We start from the raw sequence: 18,637 nt of genomic DNA, 5'->3' as shown, positions 1-18,637 counted from the left end.
GATGAACAGCGTGGCTTCACACAAATTCTCGGCGCGGACACAGCTGTCGGCCCTCCTCATGGCAGGTACGATGCTCGCAGCGCCGGCGATGGCGCAGCAAGTGGCGCCGCCGACCGTCCCCGCACCCGCTCCCGAAGCGGCGCCGACCGCGACCACGGTCCAGTCGATCACCGTCGTCGGCAACCAGCGGCTCGAAGCGCAGACGATCCTGTCGTATCTGCGGCTGCGCGTCGGTCAGCAATATGACCGTTCGGTGCTCGACCAGGCGCTGAAGGACCTCGCCGCGACCGAATTGTTCAAGGATTTCCAGATCACCGACAACGCGGGTGCGCTGACGATCCAGGTGACCGAGAACCCGGTGATCAACCGCGTCATCCTCGAAGGCAACAAGCGCCTGAAGGAAGACAAGATCCGGCCCGAGATCAAGCTGGCGCCGCGCCAGATTTTCACGCGCTCGAAGGTCCGCGCCGACGTCGCACGCATCATCGAGCTTTACAAGCGGCAGGGCCGCTTCGCCGCGACGGTCGAACCCAAGATGGTGTCGCTCGACCAGAACCGCGTCGACGTGGTGTTCGAGATCAACGAAGGGCCGAAATCGAAGGTCCGCCAGATCAACATCATCGGCAACGAGAAGTTCAGCGACGGCGATCTCAAGGACGAGATGGCGACGAAGCAGTCGAGCCTGATGACGATCCTGTCGTCGAACACCAGCTACGACCCCGATCGCCTGGCCTATGACCAGCAGAAGCTGCGCCTCTTCTACCTGACCAACGGTTACGCCGATTTTCGCGTGATCTCGGCGGTGGCGGAGCTGACGAGCAACAAGCAGGACTTCATCATCACCTATGTGGTCGAGGAAGGCGAACGCTACAAGTTCGGCGACGTCGACGTGAAGAGCGAGATCCGCGACTTCCAGCCCGAGATGCTGAAGAAGCTGCTGCCTATGCACACCGGCGACTGGTATGATGCGAAGCTGGTCGAGGACACGGTCGAAAGCCTCAGCGAGACCGCTGGCCTGTTCGGCTATGCCTTTGCCGACATCAACCCCGAATTCCGCCGCGATCCCGAAACCAAGACGATGGCGATCACCTTCAACGTCGGCGAAAGCCCGCGTACCTATGTCGAGCGGATCGACGTCAACGGCAACACGCTGACGCACGACAAGGTCGTGCGCCGCGAATTCCGTCTGAACGAAGGCGACGCCTTCAACAGCTTCGGTATCAAGCGCACGGAGAACCGCATCAATAGCTTGGGCTATTTCCAGGAGAATCTGGAAATCGAGCGCAAGGAAGGCAGCGCGCCCGACCGCATCATCCTCGAAACCAATGTCGAGGAAAAGCCGACCGGCGAACTGTCGCTGTCGGCGGGCTTCTCGTCGATCGAGAATTTCCTGCTCCAGGCCTCGATCCGCCAGCGCAACTTCCGCGGTCTCGGCCAGCAGCTCCAGGCCTCGGTCAACTATTCGAGCTATTCGAAGTCGGTCGAGCTCGGCTTCACCGAACCCTATCTGTTCGACCGCAATATCTCGATCGGCGGCAGCATCTATCGCCGCGATTTAAACTCGTTCAACTTCATCAACAATGACCGCCGGACCACGTTCCAGCAGGTCACGACCGGCGCGCAGATCAACGCCGGCGTGCCGCTGACCGAATTCATGTCCTTCTTCGCGCGCTACAGCATCAACTTCGACGATGTGACGCTCGACAAGGGGATCTATTATTTCGGGAACGAGTGCGATCCGCTCGTCGCGGGCCGTTACCTCTGCGATGCGATCGGCACGCGGACGACCTCGCTGCTCGGCTACACGCTCGCTTATGACGACCGCGACAACCGCCTGCGCCCGACGCGCGGCCAGTCGTTGTCATTGAGCCAGGATTTCGCGGGCCTCGGCGGCAGCGTCAAATATGTCCGGACGCGCGCCAATGCGTCGAAGCACTTCAATCTCGGCAGCCGCTTCATCCTCAACCTGTCGGCTGAGGGCGGCTATATCTATCCGTTCGGCGGGCGTCCGACCCCGACCAGCGACAAGGTCCGCCTGACCGACCGCTTCTTCCTCGGCGAACCGCAGATGCGCGGTTTCGACATTCGCGGCGTCGGCCCGCGCGTGATCCGCTATGGCGTCACCTATGATCCGACCAATCCGGTCGTCGATACTTCGAACGACAATCGCGGGCAGATCGACGACGCGCTCGGCGGTCGCGCTTATTATCAGGGCCGTCTCGAACTCGATATCCCGCTGGGCAGCGGCGCGAAGGAAATGGGCCTCCGGCCGTCGGTCTTCGTCGATGTCGGTTCGGTGTTCAGCGTCAAGCGTCCGACGCTGACCACGCTCGCCGATTTCCGCGATCCGGCCGACGGGTTTACCAAATTCCTGTGCCGCAATGCCACCACGGGCGTGAAGACCTTCGCAACCAATACGCCCAACCCCGACGGCACGCCGTCGGGTGATTTCACGACGTGCGATACCGCGAACGGCTTTTCTTCGCTCGCACCGTTCGAGGAACGCTTCTTTGGCGATACCTGGATGCCGCGCGTCTCGATCGGCGCCGGGGTCAACTGGAACTCTCCGTTCGGTCCCTTCCGGATCGACTTCGCTTACGCCCTTCGCAAAGAAGAGGGCGATGATACCAAACGCTTCTCATTCAACGTAGGAACCCAATTCTGATGAAGAAAATTCTCACTGCTTCGGCGCTTGCCATTGCCGCGCTGTCGGTTTCGCCCATGCTGGCCGCGCCGGCTGCGGCGCAGGCGAAGGCCATTGCCGTCGCCGATCTCGAAGGCGCGATTCGCCAGTCGAGTGCGATGAACACCGCCGGCCAGCAGATCCAGACGACCTACAAGGCACAGCTGGATCAGCAGGGAACGCGCGAGCAGACGCTGCAGGCCGAACTCAATGTCCTGGTCGCCAAATATAATGAGGAAGTGAAGCGGTCGCCGCAGAACCAGACCGCCATCCAGGCGGCCGGCAAGGCGCTGCAGGACAAGCGCACCGCGGCGCAGGCCGAACTCAGCAAGATCGGTGAGCCCATCGAATTGGCCGCTGCCTATGCGCAGGAGCAAGTCCAGCTTCGTCTCAACGACGCAGTGAAGGCGGCGATGACAGCGCGCAAGATCGATTTGCTGCTGACGCCCGAAGCCGTGATCGCGCGTGAAAACAATACCGACATCACCGCCGCGGTGGTCGCGGAGATCAACCGCCTTGTCCCCTCGGTGTCGATCGCGGCACCCGCCGGCTATCGTCCGGGCCAGCTGCTGCAGGCAGCGCGCGCGGCTCAGCCGGCCGCCGCACCCGCTGCTCCGGCGCCGACCGGCACCCCGCCGACGACCCGCTAAGTCCGATGGCAGACGGGGAAAAGCCGGACGGCACGATGGGGCCGGTGGATATCCGCCGGATCCTGACGCTGTTGCCGCATCGTTATCCGATGCTGCTCGTCGACCGGGTGGAATCGATGGTGAAGGACACCTCGATCCACGCGGTCAAGGCGGTGACGATCAACGAGCCCTTCTTCCAGGGGCATTTCCCCGGCCGGCCGATCATGCCTGGCGTCCTCATCGTCGAGGCGCTGGCGCAGGCGGGCGGCATATTGGCGGTCGAATCGCTCGGCCTCGGCGGCTCGGGCAAGCTCGTCTATTTCATGGCGATCGACGGCGTGAAGTTCAGGAAGCCCGTCGAACCCGGCGTTCTGCTCGATCTCCACGTCACGATCGTCCAGGCGAAGCGGAACATCTGCAAGTTCGAGGGCCGGGCGATGCTGGGCGACGCCCTTGCCGCGGAATGCCAGTTCACCGCAATGATTGCCGATCCGCCGAGCGACTAAGCAAGGCTTGCAAAATCAGCGATTCACCGTTAGGGGCCACCGCTTCGCGAGCCCCATAGCGGGGAAAGCACAGACTCACAGCTAGCTGGTCGGTAACCAGCGGCACAGGAGCCACGACATGAAAAAAGATATCCACCCCGCGTACCACATGATCACGGTCAAGATGACCGACGGTACCGAATATCAGACGCGCTCGACCTGGGGCAAAGAGGGCGACACGATGACGCTCGAAATCGACCCCACCGCGCACCCGGCGTGGACGGGCGGAACGGGTCGTATGCTCGACGCGGGCGGCCAGGTCGCGAAGTTCAACAAGCGTTTCGGCGGTCTCTCGCTCAAGCGTTAATGGCGTCTGCCCCTGCGCAAGCGGGGGTCAGCCCAGAACCTTTGCAAGCGCGCTTTGCCAGCCGGCAAGGCGCGTTTTGCGTTTTCCGGCGTCGATTGACGGGGTGAAGCGCGTCGCGGTGCCGCGCATCGTCTTCGCCGCGCTCGCGAGGTCGGGGTACAGCCCCGCACCCGTTGCCGCGAGCATCGCAGCGCCGAGTGCCGTGCTTTCGACGAACCCCGGCCGTTCGACCACCAGATCCAGCATGTCGGCCAGATCCTGCGCCATCCAGTCGTTCGCCGCCATGCCTCCGTCGATCCGCACCTCGGCCCAATCGACGCCATCGGCAGCGAACGCCGATTTCAGGTCGTGCGCCTGATAGGCCTGTGCTTCCAGCGCGGCGCGCGCGACATGCGCCTTGCCGGTCGCAAAGCTCAGCCCCGACAGCGCGGCCAGCGCATCGGGCCGCCAGTGCGGCGCGCCGAGGCCGGTGAGGGCGGGGACCAGATAGACGCCGCCATTGTCGGCGACCGACCGTGCCAGCCCCTCGCTCTCGCTCGCGCTTGCAAGCAGGCCGAGTCCGTCGCGTAGCCATTTGATCAGGCTGCCGGCGACGAATACCGAACCTTCGAGGGCATAGGAGCGCACATCGCCTTCCTGGACCAGCACCGTCGCGAGCAGACGGTTTTCGGAATGGGGCCGCGTGGTACCGCTCGCCGACAGGATGAAGGCGCCGGTACCGAAGGTCGCCTTGGTCTGCCCCGGCGACAGGCACGCCTGGCCGATCGTCGCCGCCTGCTGGTCGCCCGCCATGCCGCAGATCGGGATCGGGCTGCCGAACAGCGCGGGTTCGGCTACGCCGACGGTGGCCGTACAGCCGGTGATTTCGGGCAGAAGCGCCATCGGCACGCCGAGTAGGTCGCAAAGTTCGCTATCCCAGCCGCCGGTACCGTCGATGTCCATCAGCGAGGTGCGTGACGCATTGCTCGCGTCGGTGACATGGACGCCGCCGGTCAGGCGATAGACGAGGTAGGATTCGATCGTCCCGACCGCGAGCCGATCGCCCGCCTCGCGAAGTTGCGGCCAATGTTTCAGCGCCCAGCCGATCTTGCTTCCCGAAAAATAGGGATCGAGCAGCAGCCCGCTACGGGCCTGCACCATCGCCTCATGCCCCGCCTCCTTCAACGCGGCGCAATCGGCGGCGGTGCGGCGGTCCTGCCAGACGATCGCGGGCGCCAGCGGTTCGCCCGTCTTGCGGTCCCAGAACACCACCGTTTCGCGCTGGTTGGTGATGCCGATCGCCGCCACCTGATGCGCGCCGCCCGCCTGTTCGACCATGTCGCGTGTACAGGCGAGGGTGGCGGCCCATATTTCTGCGGCGTCATGCTCGACCAGCCCCGGTCCCGGATAATGTTGCCGGATCTCGCGCTGTGCGCTGCCGAGCGGCGTGCCGTCGGCTTCGAAGAGCATCGTGCGGGTCGAGGTCGTACCCTCGTCGATGACGATGATTTTCTCGGCCATGTCGCTCTCCCTCTTTCGCTTTGATGCAGAAAGAACGGGGCGTCGACAAGGCGCACGACACGAACATTCCTATTCGCCTTGCAAAATTGCGCCCGCTGTGCCATATATTGTGCAGCGCAGCATGGCGGGATCACCCGCCGCAACCACCGGCAGCGTGATTTCCCGCCCGTTTTCAGGCGCGGGCGAGCCGGACCAGCGCTTTGTCCCCAGAGGCACCCTTTCACGCGGGTCGTTTCGAACCCGCGGCCGTGCGCCGTCCGTTCGATGCGAGCGGACGCTGTGCGCGTCGCCCTTTGTGAGTATTTTATGACGACTTTTAATGACTTTGGCCTGCATGCCGACATCAATCGTGCGCTTGCCGCCAAGGATTATACCCAGCCGACCCCGATCCAGACGCAGGCGATCCCGCCGCTGATGAAGGGCCGCGACCTGTGCGGTATCGCGCAGACCGGTACCGGCAAGACCGCCGGTTTCTCGCTGCCCTCGATCCACCACCTGATCACCTATCCGCACAAGACCAACCCGCGCAGCTGCCGGATGCTCGTGCTCGCGCCGACGCGCGAACTCGCTGCGCAGATCGCGCAGAGCTGCCGCGATTATGGCCGCTTCACCAAGCTGCGCGTCTCGACCGTCTTTGGCGGCGTGCCGATCAACAAGCAGATCCGCGACCTTGCACAGGGCGTCGAAATCCTAGTCGCCACCCCGGGCCGCCTGCTCGACCTGATCGACCAGCGGGCGCTGCGCCTCGACGATGTCGAAATCTTCGTCCTCGACGAAGCCGATCAGATGATGGACATGGGCTTCATCCACTCGCTGCGCCGCATCGCGAAGCTGCTGCCGTCGCGCCGCCAGAACCTCTTCTTCTCGGCGACGATGCCGAAGGAAATCGCGCACCTCGCCGAACAGTTCCTCGAGGATCCGGTGACCGTGTCGGTGACGCCGCAGGCGACGACCGCCGAAAAGATCCGCCAATTCTCGACCTTCGTCGAGCAGAAGGAAAAGCAGGCGCTGCTCCATCACGTCATCAAGACGTCGGACATCGACCGCGCCTTGATCTTCACGCGCACCAAGCATGGCGCCGACCGCGTCGTCCGCCACCTCAAGGGTGCGGGGATCGAGGCTTTCGCGATCCATGGCAACAAGAGCCAGGCGCAGCGCACTACCGCGCTGCAGGCCTTCCGCTCGGGTCAGGTGCGCCTGCTCGTCGCGACCGATATCGCCGCGCGCGGTATCGACGTGTCGGGGGTCAGCCATGTGATCAATTTCGAGATCCCGAACGTCCCCGAACAATATGTTCACCGCATCGGCCGCACCGCGCGCGCCGGGGCCGAGGGCATCGCGATCAGCTTTGTCGCCCCCGATGAGCGCACCTATCTGCGCGACATCGAGCGCGTGACGCGAACCAAGTCCGAACCGATGGCGCTGCCCGAGGGGTTCAACGAACTCGTCCGGAACCTGCCCAAGCCCGCGGCACCGCCGCGCGACACCGGCAGCAAGGGCCGCAACCCGCAGCGCCAGCGCGAGGACGCGCACCGTCAGCGCGATGGAGGCCACCGCGACGGCGGCCAGCCGCGTCGCGAGGGCGCCGCTGGCGCCGCCGACGGCCAGCCGCAGCGCAAGCGCCGTTTCCGCCCGCGCAACAAGAGCGTCGGCGCGCACAAGGGCGCGGTCAAGCGCGTCGGTTGACGCTTGCCGCCCATCCGCTAGACCCTTCGCCCACAAGAGAATGGGCGAAGGGGTAGCGGATGACGAACGGTGACGGCGCGGCGGCAATCGATACCCGGCAGAGCGAGCGCAAGGTCATCCTGGCCTCGTCGCTCGGCACCGTGTTCGAATGGTATGATTTCTACCTCTACGGCCTGCTCGCGACGATCATCTCGGCGCAATTCTTCTCGGGCGTCAACGAAACCACCGGCTTCATTTTCGCGCTCGGCGCCTTCGCCGCGGGTTTTGCGGTAAGGCCCTTCGGCGCGCTCGTATTCGGGCGCATCGGCGACCTTGTCGGGCGCAAGAACACCTTCCTCGTCACCATGGGGTTGATGGGGCTCTCGACCTTCCTCGTCGGTGTGCTGCCCGGCTACGCGTCGATCGGCGTCGCGGCGCCGATTCTGCTCGTGCTGCTCCGCCTCGTGCAGGGGCTCGCGCTCGGCGGCGAATATGGCGGCGCCGCCACCTACGTCGCCGAACATGCCCCCGACGGCAAACGCGGCCTTTTCACCAGCTTCATTCAGACGACCGCGACGCTCGGCCTGTTCGCGGCGCTCGGCGTGGTCATCGTCATCCGTTCGGCGATGGGCGAGGCGGCTTTCGCCGACTGGGGCTGGCGCATTCCCTTCCTCATTTCGGTGATCCTGCTCGGCGTGTCGCTGTGGATCCGCCTCCAGCTCGAGGAAAGCCCGGTCTTCAAGCAGATGAAGGAAGAGGGCACGACCTCGAAGGCGCCGCTGACCGAAGCCTTCGGGCGCTGGGAGAACCTCAAATGGGTGCTTGTCGCGCTGTTCGGGGCGGTCGCGGGGCAGGCGGTCGTCTGGTATTCGGGGCAATTCTACGCGCTCTTCTTCCTCGAAAAGACGCTGAAGGTCGATGGCGCGACCGCGAACATCCTGATCGCCATCGCGCTCGCGCTCGGCACGCCCTTCTTCATCTTCTTCGGCTGGCTCAGCGACAAGGTCGGGCGCAAGCCGATCATCCTTGCGGGCTGCGCGCTCGCAGCGCTGACTTATTTCCCGGCGTTCCAGATGCTGACCAGCGCGGCCAACCCCGCGATGGCCAAGGCGCAGCAGAACGCCGCGGTCATCATGGCGGCCGATCCTGGCGCCTGTTCGTTCCAGTTCGACCCGATCGGGCGCAACAAGTTCGAGGGCAGCGGCTGCGACATCATCAAGTCGACGCTGGCCAAGGCGGGCGCCAACTACACGACTTTCACGCGCGAGCGTATGACGGGCGAACCCGCACGAGTGCGCATCGGGTCGCGCGTCCTCGCCGCGCCCGATCCCTGGCGGCTGGCCGAAGAGGACCGCGCCGGCGCGATCGCCGCCTTCCGTTCCGACCTCGAACACGCGCTGGCGGACGCGGGCTATCCGGCGAAGGCCGATCCGGCTGCGATCGACAAGCCGCTCGTCGTCGCGATCCTCTTCTACCTCGTGCTGCTCGTGACGATGGTCTACGGCCCGATCGCGGCGCTGCTCGTCGAGCTGTTTCCCACGCGTATCCGCTACACCGCGATGTCGCTGCCCTATCATATCGGTAACGGCTGGTTCGGCGGTTTCCTGCCGACGACGGCGTTTGCGATGGTCGCGGCGACGGGCAATATTTACTACGGACTCTGGTACCCCGTGATCGTCGCGGTGATCACGCTGGTGATCGGCCTGTTGTTCCTGCCCGAAACCTTCCGCCGGTCGATCCATCACTAGCGCGCATTGACGATCGGCGCCCCCGCGCTAGGGTTGTCGCAGCCTTGAGGGGGGCGTGATGATTGTCGACGACGAAGATTTCGATCCGCCGCCGCCGCGGCGTCCGATATTCCGGCGCAAGCGGGTCCTGATTCCGCTTGGCATCCTGCTGGCGCTCGTCGCCGGTTTCCTGCTGCTCCTGACCCCCGATACCGATCGCGACGAAATGATCGCCAAATATGGCGGTCCGGACGCTGCGTTCGCCGCGGGGCCGGCGGGCCAGCGCATCCATTATCGCGACCAGGGAAGCCGCGATGGCCCCCCAATCATCCTGCTCCACGGATCGAACGCCAGCCTGCAGACATGGGAACCGCTCGTGAAGCGGCTCGGCGGCACATATCGCATCGTCACGCTCGACCTTCCCGGCCACGGCCTGACCGGGGCAACGCCCGACCGCGACTATAGCGCCGACGGGATGATGGAGGCGGTCGATGTCGTCGCCGCGAAGCTCGGACTCGACCATTTTATCCTCGGCGGCAACTCGATGGGCGGCTGGGTCGCGTGGCGCTACGCGCTGGCGCAGCCCACGCGCGTCGATGCGCTGCTGCTGATCGACGCCGCGGGCATGCCGCTGCGCAAGGGGGAGAAGCGTCCCGAATCGAACGTCGGTTTCCGCGTCCTCGAATATCCTTTCGGCCGCTGGCTCGCGACGCGGGTGACGCCGCGAATGCTCGTCGAACAGTCGCTGCGCGGGTCGCTCGAGAAACAGGCGATCGTCGATGAAGCGATGATCGATCGCTATTGGGAGCTGCTGCGATTTCCCGGCAATCGCGAGGCGACGGTGCTGCGCGCGCGCATGGACCGCGAACCCGCGATGGCGGCGCGCGTCGGCGCGATCGAGGCACCGGCGCTGATCCTGTTCGGCGACAAGGACAGGCTGATCAATCCCAGCGCGGCGCAGACTTTCCACGAGCGCATCGCAGGGTCTGAAGTCGTGCTGCTCCCCGGTATCGGCCATTTGCCGATGGAGGAGGCGCCCGACGCGACCGCCACTGCGATCGCCGACTTCCTCAAGCGGCGGCTTGCGCCTTTGCCGGCTGGTCCAGAAACGCGTTGATCCGCGCCGAAATGGCGGCGGCGTGGGTGAAGGGGAAGAGGTGCGATCCCGGCACCAGCTCCAGCACCGCGCCGTCGATCTGGTCGGCCAGCATCTCGCCATAACAGGCGGGCATGACGCCGTCGCGTTCGCCCATCAGGACGAGCGTCGGCAGGTTCTTCAGCCCCGACAGCAAGCCGAGACTGGTCCACCCGGCCATGGCGGCGGTCTGGTAAGCGATACCCAGCGGCGTCGCGGTCTGGATCTTGAGCCCGCTCGCCAGCATGTCGTCGTCAAACATCGCCGTCCAGCCGATGCCGGGAGCGCCCATGACGGGGGTTGTCGCCATCAACACCAGCCGGCGGACGCGTCCCGGGAACTGGATCGCGATCTGCTGCGCCAGCGCGCCGCCCCAGCTGAAACCGGCAAGATCGATGCTTTTGTGGCCCAGCCGGTCGGCAATCTCCATCACCACCGCGGCGATCGTCGGCGCGCCATAGGGCAGCAGCGCATCGGGCGAACCGCCGACCCCCGGCATGTCGAGCGTCCACACCTCGCGGCCATGGATTTGCGCGAGCAGCGGCGCTGCGGCGGCGATATCGGCGCCGATGCCGTTGAGGAAAAGGAGCGGCGTGCCGGCCGTCCCCTCGCGCCAGCGCGCGATGCGCAGGCTCAGGCCATAGACATGCTCGGTGCTGATGGCCGGGCGGCCGCTGATCCTGCTCATGGCGGTTGCCTTCGCATATCTGGGTGACACGCGAAAGGCCGTGCGGGCCTAGCCCGGCTGCTTCGCGGCCGCTGCCGCCTGTTCGTAGCGGAGGCAATCGAAAATCTTGGCGCCGGCAAGGAAGACCGATCCGCTGCACGCGATCAGCAGCAGCTTGCCGCCAAGCCCCGGATATTCATGCAGATAGGCACCCCCGCGCGCCATCGCGCCGACGGCGAGGGCATAGATGATGAGGCACGCTTCGAGGCGGGTCTTGATGACGAACAGGCGTCCGATTTTTTTCAGCATCACCTTTTATCCAGCAAGAGCCGTGCCACCGGCGTAAAAGCGGGATTCGCCGCGCCGGGCTTATGGTAAACTGTAAGTTAATCCGACAAGCGAGGGCAAGGGGTGTCTGCTTTCGAGGTGGAGAGCCGACATTCGTTCCACCATCTTTCATCATCCCGGACTTGATCCGGGATCCATCGCGGCGCGGAAGTCCTGGACCCCGGATCAAGTCCGGGGTGACGATGAGGGGCAGAGCGGCGTCCGATCGAAACCCGCCGTCGGCGCGGTGCGCAACTAACCCGCGCGCGCAAACCAGATGACGTGCCGCGGGCCTTTGCCATTGCTGCGCGCGCGAACGCCGACCTCTTCGACCTGAAAACCCGCTGCCGTCAACCGGCGCGTGAAGCGGGCGTCGGGGGCGGCCGACCATATCGCGAGGATGCCGCCGGGGCGCAGCGCCGCCTTCGCCGTTGCAAGGCCTGCCGCCGAATAGAGCCCCTCATTGGCTTCGCGCGTCAGGCCGTCGGGACCATTGTCGACGTCGAGCAGGATCGCATCATAGCGGCGCGTCGCCGCGCCGATCGCTTTCGACACGTCGCCGAGGATCAGCTCGACCCGCGGATCGTCGAGACAGCCTGCGGCCAGGTCGGCCATCGGTCCGCGCGCCCACTCGATGATACCCGGTACCAGTTCGGCCACGGCAATTTTTGCGTCGGGGCCGAGCGTCGCCAATGCCGCGCGCAGGGTGAACCCCATGCCATAGCCGCCGATCAGCAGGCTGGCCTCCTTCGGGCTGCGCAGCCGGTCGCAGGTCATCGTCGCGAGCGCTTCTTCGGAGCCGCTCATCCGGCTGCTCATCAATTCGTTGCGATCGATCGCGATGATGAAATCGTCGCCGCGCCGGTACAGGCGCAGCGCGTCGCCGCCGGGAACCTCCGCCGTGCCGATCAGTTCGCGTATCTTCAATTCAGTTCGCCGAGGTTGAGCGTCTGGAGCAGCGCCGCGCGCGCCGTCCGCACGTCGTTCGCCAGCGCCGCCGAGGGGAGGTCGCCGGGCGCGATCGCTTCGGGCCAGTGCTTCGCCACAACGTCCGATATCCGGTCGAGCTTCGCTTCGTCGGCGATGAAGCGCGGGTCGACCGTCGCGGGATCGGCGACGACGCGCAGCCGCAGGCAGGCGGGGCCGCCGCCATTCGCCATCGACTGGCGGACGTTCACCGGCAGCAGGCGGCGGATCGGGCCGTTGCCCGCGACATGTGCTTCCAGCCAGTTCCACACCGCGGGCGTGTCCTGCGCTTCGGTCGGCAGCACCAGCCCCATGCCGCCGCCGTCGGGCAGGCTGACGAGCTGGGCGTTGAACAGATAGGATTTGATCGCGTCGGGCAGGCTCACCGCGCTTGCGGGCACTTCGACAATCTCGACCGCGGGGAAGGCGGCGCGAATTTCGGCGTGCGCTGCCTCGCGATCCTCGAAGGCGGTTTCGTGGGTGAACAGCACATGCTCGTTCGCGACCGCGACGACATCGTTGTGGAACGCGCCGCCCTGAATCGCGGTGTCCGACTGGCGAATGAACAATGTCCGTGCGGGATCGAGCCCGTGGTTGCGCGCAATCGCCTTCGACGCGTCGAGATGCTGGCGCGCGGGGAAGCGTCCGCCGCTTAACCCATAGACGAAGATTTCGACGCCTTGGCCATCATGCCCGCTGCACAGCCGCATATGGTTGGCGGCGCCCTCATCGCCGAACGGGGCGGGGATGGGGGCGTGCACGGCAAAAGCGGGGTCGGCGAAGGCGAGGCGAAGCTGCGCCAGCGTGCCCGGCCATTCGTGGCTGCGGTGCGGCATGGTGACGAGGTTCGCGACGGTCAGGTGGCATTTGCCGTCGGCGCTGTCAGGGGCGGGGGAGACGGTGGCGGCGTTCGCGGCCCACATTGATGAAGCCGACCAAGCTTGCGCGCGGAGGTGTCCTTCCGCCTGCTCCGGCGTCGTGCCGAGCGTTGCGAGCCAGGGCGCATCGGGACGATCGAGCGGCATGAAGAAGCCCTGCGGCAGCCCGAGCGACAGGTTGTGGCGCATCTTGTCGACGCCCTGCAGCGCCGCGGCGCGCGGCTGCGACACATCACCGGCGTTGTTCGCCGACGCGATATTGCCGCGACTGAGGCCGGCGTAGTTGTGGCTGGGACCGATAATCCCGTCGAAATTGATTTCGGTGAGCATGGTGTGCTTTCGATCCAGTCTTATACGGATGGGCGGTACTAGCGTCCGATCCAGCTGATCGCGTCGCCCTTGGCGACGCTCAGGATGCGCGCGGTTTCGGCATCGACCGTCCCGTCGGCGCCGACCTTGCCGAAACAGCAGCGGAAATCGGCGAGGCGGCCGGTTGCGATCAGCGCATCCTCGCCGCCTTCGGCGACACCCGTCACCTCGACATGCTTCGCATCGCGAATGCTCGCGACCTGATCGGTGCGCGCGGTCATCGTCGGGCCGCCGTCGAAGATGTCGACGTAATTTTCGAACGCGAAGCCCTCATTCTCGAGCATCCGCATCGCGGCGCGGCCCGTGGGATGCGGCACGCCGATGACGCTGCGCGCATGTTCGCCGAGCATCGCGATATAGACGGGATGCTTGGGCATCAGGTCGGCGATGAACTGGTTGCCGTGCACCGCGTTGAACTGGTCGGCTTCCTGGAAATTCATCCCGAAGAATTTGCCCGCGACCCCATCCCAGAAAGGCGAGCCGCCTGCCTCGTCGATCACCCCGCGCAGCTCGGCGAGGATGCGGTCGCCGAAACGCGCGCGGTGCCGTGCAATGAACAGATAGCGCGAGCGCGCGAGCAGCAGCCCGAGCCCGCCGGCCCGCGCCGCGGGGTGGAGGAACAGCCCGCCGACTTCGGATGCGCCGTTGAGGTCGTTGCTCAGCATCAGCACCTGCGCATGGAAGGTGCGGCCAAGCTGTTCGCTATGCTTGCTGTCGGTGCCGATGCGATAGGAATAGAAGGGCCAGCGCTGGCCGACCTGCCCGAAAATCTGGCAGGTGCCGCGCACTTCGCCGCTGTCGAGATCCTCGAGCACCATCAGGTACAGTTCGTCGCCGGGATATTCCTTTTCCGAGGCGAAGCCGGCTTCGGCGCGTTCGAGCTTGGCGCGCAGGGCCTTCTTGTCGGGGGGCAGGTTGGTGAAGCCGCCGCCGGTCAGCTTCGCCATCTCGTAAATGCTTTGCAGGTCGCCCGGTTTGGCCGCCCGGATCACATAATTCACACAGTCCCCCGTTCCGCTATTCTTATCATGGTGAGTGCCGACAATTGCGCGCGTTCGGGCAGGCTGCCCGTGATCAGAAATTCGTCCGACGAGTGGATCGCACCGCCGCGCGGCCCCATCGTGTCGACGACGGGAATCCCGCACGCCGCGATATTGTTGCCGTCGCACACGCCGCCCGTCGCATTCCAGCTGATCGGCGGCAGGCCAAGTGCGGCGCCGCAATCGCGCACCAGCTCGAACAGCCGCGTCGCGGATGCGTCGAGCGGTTTGGGCGGGCGGTTGAAGCCGCCATGAACATGGCAATGCACGTCATGCTCGCGCGATACCGCAGCGATCGCATCGCGCATTGCGCCTTCGGCGGCGGCCATCGCATCGGGGGTCGACGGGCGCATATTGACGCGCAGGATCGCCTGATCGGGCACGATATTGTTCGGCCCGCCACCGTCGATCTTCGCAGGGTTGACCTTCAGCACGTCCGATTTCAGCGCACCGAGCCGAAGCGCGAGGTCGGCGGCGGCGAGCAGCGCGTTGCGCCCTTCCTGCGGGTTGCGCCCGGCATGCGCCGCGCGGCCGTGGACGATGATCGAGAAATTGCCGCTCCCCGGCCGCGCCCCCGCGAGCGTGCCGTCGGGCAGCGCGGGTTCGTAGGTGAGGGCGGCGGTCTTGCCCTTCGCGAGTTCGGCGATCAGCCGCGCCGACGCCTGGCTCCCTGTTTCCTCGTCGCTGTTGATCATCACGTCGTAACCGACGCGGTCCGCGAGCGGGGAGGCTTCGAGCGCGGAAAGCGCCGCGAGGATCACCGAAATTCCGGCCTTCATGTCGGCGGTGCCGGGACCGTTCAGCACCCCGTCCTCCAGCCATTTTAGGGTCTGGAATGGATGATCGGCGGCGAACACCGTGTCCATATGCCCGGTCAGCAGCAATTGCACCGGCGCTTCGGGGCGCACGCGGACATGCAAATGGTCGCCGCGCTGGATGGTGTTGACGCGGCCCGCACCATCGACGCTTTCGACCGGATCGGCCGCGACCAGCCGCACCTCACCGGGCAGCGCCGCAAAGGCGTCGGCGAGCTGCCCCGCGACGGTCTTCAATCCGGTGAGATTGCCGGTGCCGCTGTTGATCGCGGCCCACTGTTCGACCTGCGCCAGCATCGGCGCATCGGCGGCGCGTTCGAGCGCGGCGTGTTCGGTCGTCGAGACGGATGTCATGCCCCGGCTATAGACGCGCGCAATGTCGTTTGGCGACCCCCGACGTCGCGTGTCAGGACGGCTTGGCTGGCTTGAGCAAGGGCGTGTAGCCGCGAAGCTGCAGCGCCTTGCGCGGCGAAAGCTCGCTTGCAAGCTGGTCCAGATATTGTTCGGCCCGCGCATTCTTGCCCTGCGCGAACAAGGTGCGTGCCAGTTCAACGCGGGCGCGTTGCCGCACGTCGAGATTGCCGAAGGGGTCGAAGAAGGAATCGAGGCGCGCGCGATCCTTTACGCCATCCCAACCGAACGGTTTGTTCGCCTCGCTGTCGTTCGCGATTGCCTGATAGCGCCGCGCGGCCTCGGCGGGCGTGATTCTGCCGGTCAATATGGCGTGACGCGCCTGGAGCAACCTCGCTTCGGGTGACGGGTCCGCTCCTGAGAAATCGACAAGCACGCGGCCGATCCAATCCCAATTTACCACCCCCGTCGCTGCCTGCATCCCCAGCAGGTTGAATGCGAGGATCGCGCTGCGATGCTCCGCCGTCGTTGCGGCGCGCATAGCGCCATCGGTCGGCCGGCCAAGGCTTGCGGGCGAGACGAGTTCGATGGCCGGGTCATTTTTCAGGATCGCCTCGATGTCGGGCTTGTGGAAATAGCCGACGACGACGAGCATCGTCTCGCCTTTGTGCTGGTGCGCCGCCGCGCGGATGCGTTGTGCCTGCATGAAGGTGCGGTAGAGATAGAGGCGGCGCGGCAGGTCGCGATCGGCGCGCGGCGCGGGCTCGGTGGCCCATTTCTGCAGCGGCGCGAGCGTCGCCGGATCTTCGGCGGCAAAGAAATCCCAATCGAGGATCTTCCGCTCCGGGAAAGTCAGAAAGCCCTGAAACCCTTGCGCCTTGCGTATTTCCGGCGGCGTATCGAGATCGATCCCGAAACCGAGCAACTGGTCATCCATCGGCGGCGTCCAGTCGATCGGACAAATTGTGGTGCCGCTCTTCGCGGCCCAAGGCACGATGATGCCCTGCACTTCATAGGTGAATTCGTAAAAATCCTGTCGCGACGCCTGTTCGGGTGGCCGCTCGATACAGACGGCAGCGGGCTTTACCAGATCCAGATAAGCTGCGAGCACGCCGGGTTGGTCGTTTTCGGCAACCAGTTGCGCGGCGTGGTCGACGCCAAGGATCGCAAGCCGCGTCCTGCCTTCATCGGCTTGCGCACCGTGCGGAAATGCGGCGGCGATCAGCAGGGTAAGGCATGCAAAGGCGCGTCGCAGCACGGTCGGTTTCCTTGTCCACAGAAAAGGATGACCGCATAGCATGGACGAGGCGCGTGACAACGCTCGCAGGAGGGGCGGGGATTTCGTCTTCGCTGTGCAGCAAGTCACTGTCGCGGGCGCCGCCCTCGGGTATGAGGCGGTCGAATCGCACCGAATCGCAATGGATTAACCGAAAGTTCGGAACAGCGTCGCTACGCTGGCCGTCCCTTAAGTGAGTGAGCCGATGACCGCCGCCTTTGTGCTTGGCATCAATATGTCCGTGGCCGGCATTTTTGCCGTAGCCTTTGCCGTGGTCGCGGTGACCAATCGCATGGCGCGTGGAGCCTGGTGGCTGGCGCTCGGATGCGGCATGGGGATCGTCAACGTCGGGCTGGAATTCCTGCTTCGGCAACAGACCGACCCGGTACCCGTGAGCGTCGGCATATTCCTTGTATTCCTGTCAGCGCTCAGTTTCGCGCTGATCGGGGTGGCGCGCCATTATCGCGTCGAGCCGCCGTGGACGGCAATGACGGTGATCTGGATCGCGACGGTTTTGTTGGTGCCGGTCATTTTCAGTATGACCTATGGTTCGCTGGCGCGGCTGACGCTCTACCAGCTGCCCTATTTCGTCATGCAGGCGCTGTTCGGCGCCATGATCTGGCGTTCGGGACGCCGGCAGCCGCTCGACCTGCTGCTGGTCGCGCTCCAGGCCGTTTCGGCGCTCATCTACCTGCTCAAGCCGCTGTTCGCCATGATGGTGGGAACGGCCCGCACGCCGCAGGATTATATGGCGACGACTTATGCGGCGATTTCGCAAAGCGGCAGCGTGGTGGTGCTGATGGCGACCGGGCTCGTCATGCTGCTGGTCACGATGCGCGATACGACGGCCGAGATGATCGCCCGATCGGAAACCGACCCGCTATCGGGCGTCCTGAACCGTCGCGGCTTCGAAAGTCATGCCGAGCAGGCGCTCGCGCGCGGGGACGACGATATGGTGCTGATCGCCGCCGACCTCGACCATTTCAAGCAGATCAACGACAGCTTCGGCCACGCCGCAGGCGACGGCGTTATCGCGCATTTTGCCGCGATGCTGACCAACGCCGCGCCCCCCGATGCCATCATCGGCCGCGTCGGCGGTGAGGAGTTTGCGGTCCTGTTGCCCGCGGCGCTGCTGTCCGACGGGCGGCTCTATGCCGAAGCGGTTCGCGCGGCCTTCGCCGCGGCGCAATTGCCGGTGCTCGGCGTCGATCGCCGCTTTACCGCGTCCTTCGGCGTCGCCCAGTTGATGCGGCCCGAAAATTTGCCCGGCCTGATGCACCGTGCCGATACGGCGCTCTACCGCGCCAAGGCGAACGGGCGGAATCAGGTTCGGGTCGCAATCGGTGAACTGGCGCCCGCGCCGGCGCTCGGCGTCGCCTGATCTCAGACCGCGAGCAGCGGCGTATCTTCCTCGCGCGGCGGCGCCGGTTCGAAGCCGGGCAGGGGATCGAACTCGTCTTCGCTGAGCTCGATCGAAGCCAGCCCGTCGAGCTTGAAGTGGCCGAGCCGCGGGTCCTCGTCGGACCGCCAGCTCTTGCCCAGGTTCAGCGCGCTGATGAACAGGTCGCCGCGACGCTCGAAGAGCAGGTGCGGCGCAAGCGTCAGCACCTGGCCGTTGTAATGCGCCGTCACCAGCCGTTTGCGGGCGATGGCTTCCATCAGTTTCAGTCGTGTGTCGTCCATGATTCCAGGTCAGTTGGGGAGAGAGATTTTTTCGTTGTGCGATGCAACGTAAACTACCCGGCCCGCATTGAAAA

17 protein-coding genes are annotated in these 18,637 nt (G+C 65.3%); 8 read left to right on the top strand and 9 right to left on the bottom strand.

Annotation, left to right across the window (positions count from 1 at the left end; translation table 11 throughout):
* Nucleotide 1: 1 nt before the first annotated feature.
* The 4 genes from bamA (at nucleotide 2) to rpmE (ending at nucleotide 4,164) form a co-directional block, all read left to right on the top strand.
* The gene (gene bamA / locus VGN62_RS20975; protein ID WP_327457616.1) at nucleotides 2-2,665 is read left to right on the top strand and encodes an outer membrane protein assembly factor BamA; all 2,664 of its coding nucleotides are present in this window, start codon (nucleotides 2-4) and stop codon (nucleotides 2,663-2,665) included.
* Complete coding sequence (locus VGN62_RS20970; protein ID WP_327457613.1) at nucleotides 2,665-3,333, top strand: OmpH family outer membrane protein; 669 nt, start codon at nucleotides 2,665-2,667, stop codon at nucleotides 3,331-3,333. Before bamA ends, VGN62_RS20970 begins: the two co-directional genes overlap by 1 nt.
* A 5-nt stretch (nucleotides 3,334-3,338) precedes the next feature.
* On the top strand, nucleotides 3,339-3,818 hold the full coding sequence (gene fabZ, locus VGN62_RS20965; RefSeq protein ID WP_327457611.1) for a 3-hydroxyacyl-ACP dehydratase FabZ: 480 nt from the start codon (nucleotides 3,339-3,341) through the stop codon (nucleotides 3,816-3,818).
* Between the two features lie 118 nt (nucleotides 3,819-3,936).
* Nucleotides 3,937-4,164, top strand: coding sequence for a 50S ribosomal protein L31 (gene rpmE, locus VGN62_RS20960; RefSeq protein WP_327457609.1), 228 nt, complete (start codon nucleotides 3,937-3,939; stop codon nucleotides 4,162-4,164).
* Nucleotides 4,165-4,191: 27 nt separating this feature from the next.
* Here rpmE and VGN62_RS20955 read toward each other — a convergent pair whose 3' ends face one another.
* Nucleotides 4,192-5,664, bottom strand: a complete 1,473-nt coding sequence (locus VGN62_RS20955; protein ID WP_327457607.1) for a glycerol kinase — start codon at nucleotides 5,662-5,664, stop codon at nucleotides 4,192-4,194.
* A gap of 306 nt (nucleotides 5,665-5,970) precedes the next feature.
* Here VGN62_RS20955 and VGN62_RS20950 point away from each other — a divergent pair, with 306 nt between their 5' ends.
* Genes VGN62_RS20950 through VGN62_RS20940 form a run of 3 tightly spaced genes read left to right on the top strand, consistent with a single transcriptional unit; the run spans nucleotide 5,971 to nucleotide 10,173 of the window.
* Nucleotides 5,971-7,350: a DEAD/DEAH box helicase gene (locus VGN62_RS20950; protein WP_327457605.1), complete on the top strand. Its 1,380-nt coding sequence runs from the start codon at nucleotides 5,971-5,973 to the stop codon at nucleotides 7,348-7,350.
* Between the two features lie 59 nt (nucleotides 7,351-7,409).
* On the top strand, nucleotides 7,410-9,077 hold the full coding sequence (locus VGN62_RS20945; protein ID WP_327457603.1) for an MFS transporter: 1,668 nt from the start codon (nucleotides 7,410-7,412) through the stop codon (nucleotides 9,075-9,077).
* Nucleotides 9,078-9,135: 58 nt separating this feature from the next.
* Complete coding sequence (locus tag VGN62_RS20940) at nucleotides 9,136-10,173, top strand: alpha/beta hydrolase (protein ID WP_327457601.1); 1,038 nt, start codon at nucleotides 9,136-9,138, stop codon at nucleotides 10,171-10,173.
* Here VGN62_RS20940 and VGN62_RS20935 read toward each other — a convergent pair.
* The 7 genes from VGN62_RS20935 to VGN62_RS20905 form a co-directional block, all read right to left on the bottom strand.
* Nucleotides 10,127-10,879 (bottom strand): alpha/beta hydrolase, encoded by a 753-nt coding sequence (locus VGN62_RS20935; RefSeq protein WP_327457599.1) that lies wholly within the window; start codon nucleotides 10,877-10,879, stop codon nucleotides 10,127-10,129. The two genes, VGN62_RS20940 and VGN62_RS20935, sit on opposite strands and share 47 nt — an antisense overlap.
* Nucleotides 10,880-10,927: 48 nt before the next feature.
* Nucleotides 10,928-11,167, bottom strand: coding sequence for a hypothetical protein (locus VGN62_RS20930; protein ID WP_327457597.1), 240 nt, complete (start codon nucleotides 11,165-11,167; stop codon nucleotides 10,928-10,930).
* Nucleotides 11,168-11,440: 273 nt separating this feature from the next.
* Nucleotides 11,441-12,112, bottom strand: coding sequence for a spermidine synthase (locus VGN62_RS20925; protein ID WP_327457595.1), 672 nt, complete (start codon nucleotides 12,110-12,112; stop codon nucleotides 11,441-11,443).
* Nucleotides 12,109-13,359 (bottom strand): N-succinylarginine dihydrolase, encoded by a 1,251-nt coding sequence (locus VGN62_RS20920; protein ID WP_327457592.1) that lies wholly within the window; start codon nucleotides 13,357-13,359, stop codon nucleotides 12,109-12,111. The genes VGN62_RS20925 and VGN62_RS20920 overlap by 4 nt, the downstream gene beginning before the upstream one ends.
* Nucleotides 13,360-13,397: 38 nt before the next feature.
* Nucleotides 13,398-14,399, bottom strand: a complete 1,002-nt coding sequence (locus tag VGN62_RS20915; RefSeq protein WP_327457590.1) for an arginine N-succinyltransferase — start codon at nucleotides 14,397-14,399, stop codon at nucleotides 13,398-13,400.
* Nucleotides 14,396-15,607, bottom strand: coding sequence for a hydrolase (locus tag VGN62_RS20910; protein WP_327457588.1), 1,212 nt, complete (start codon nucleotides 15,605-15,607; stop codon nucleotides 14,396-14,398). Before VGN62_RS20910 ends, VGN62_RS20915 begins: the two co-directional genes overlap by 4 nt.
* A 52-nt stretch (nucleotides 15,608-15,659) precedes the next feature.
* A complete protein-coding gene (locus tag VGN62_RS20905; protein ID WP_327457586.1) occupies nucleotides 15,660-16,862 on the bottom strand; it encodes a hypothetical protein in 1,203 nt (400 codons plus the stop codon).
* 223 nt (nucleotides 16,863-17,085) lie between these two features.
* Between VGN62_RS20905 and VGN62_RS20900 the strand changes: the two genes are divergently transcribed.
* The gene (locus VGN62_RS20900; RefSeq protein ID WP_327457584.1) at nucleotides 17,086-18,261 is read left to right on the top strand and encodes a GGDEF domain-containing protein; all 1,176 of its coding nucleotides are present in this window, start codon (nucleotides 17,086-17,088) and stop codon (nucleotides 18,259-18,261) included.
* A 2-nt stretch (nucleotides 18,262-18,263) separates the two neighbouring features.
* On the opposite strand, the gene VGN62_RS20895 is transcribed toward VGN62_RS20900, so the two are convergent.
* Nucleotides 18,264-18,563 (bottom strand): hypothetical protein, encoded by a 300-nt coding sequence (locus VGN62_RS20895; protein ID WP_327457582.1) that lies wholly within the window; start codon nucleotides 18,561-18,563, stop codon nucleotides 18,264-18,266.
* Between the last annotated feature and the right edge of the window lie 74 nt (nucleotides 18,564-18,637).

Source organism: Sphingopyxis sp. (assembly GCF_035998905.1).
In the GTDB taxonomy this organism is placed as follows: Bacteria; Pseudomonadota; Alphaproteobacteria; order Sphingomonadales; family Sphingomonadaceae; genus Sphingopyxis.
Note: the sequence above shows the minus strand (reverse complement) of the source record. Positions and strands in the feature narration are given on the sequence as shown.

Bases quoted from the DNA above. Each gene is read 5' to 3' on its own strand.
- bamA (WP_327457616.1), top strand. From the start codon at position 2: ATGAACAGCGTGGCTTCACACAAATTCTCGGCGCGGACACAGCTGTCG.
- VGN62_RS20970 (WP_327457613.1), top strand. From the start codon at position 2,665: ATGAAGAAAATTCTCACTGCTTCGGCGCTTGCCATTGCCGCGCTGTCG.
- fabZ (WP_327457611.1), top strand. From the start codon at position 3,339: ATGGCAGACGGGGAAAAGCCGGACGGCACGATGGGGCCGGTGGATATC.
- rpmE (WP_327457609.1), top strand. From the start codon at position 3,937: ATGAAAAAAGATATCCACCCCGCGTACCACATGATCACGGTCAAGATG.
- VGN62_RS20955 (WP_327457607.1), bottom strand. From the start codon at position 5,664: ATGGCCGAGAAAATCATCGTCATCGACGAGGGTACGACCTCGACCCGC.
- VGN62_RS20950 (WP_327457605.1), top strand. From the start codon at position 5,971: ATGACGACTTTTAATGACTTTGGCCTGCATGCCGACATCAATCGTGCG.
- VGN62_RS20945 (WP_327457603.1), top strand. From the start codon at position 7,410: ATGACGAACGGTGACGGCGCGGCGGCAATCGATACCCGGCAGAGCGAG.
- VGN62_RS20940 (WP_327457601.1), top strand. From the start codon at position 9,136: ATGATTGTCGACGACGAAGATTTCGATCCGCCGCCGCCGCGGCGTCCG.
- VGN62_RS20935 (WP_327457599.1), bottom strand. From the start codon at position 10,879: ATGAGCAGGATCAGCGGCCGCCCGGCCATCAGCACCGAGCATGTCTAT.
- VGN62_RS20930 (WP_327457597.1), bottom strand. From the start codon at position 11,167: ATGCTGAAAAAAATCGGACGCCTGTTCGTCATCAAGACCCGCCTCGAA.
- VGN62_RS20920 (WP_327457592.1), bottom strand. From the start codon at position 13,359: ATGCTCACCGAAATCAATTTCGACGGGATTATCGGTCCCAGCCACAAC.
- VGN62_RS20910 (WP_327457588.1), bottom strand. From the start codon at position 15,607: ATGACATCCGTCTCGACGACCGAACACGCCGCGCTCGAACGCGCCGCC.
- VGN62_RS20900 (WP_327457584.1), top strand. From the start codon at position 17,086: ATGACCGCCGCCTTTGTGCTTGGCATCAATATGTCCGTGGCCGGCATT.
- VGN62_RS20895 (WP_327457582.1), bottom strand. From the start codon at position 18,563: ATGGACGACACACGACTGAAACTGATGGAAGCCATCGCCCGCAAACGG.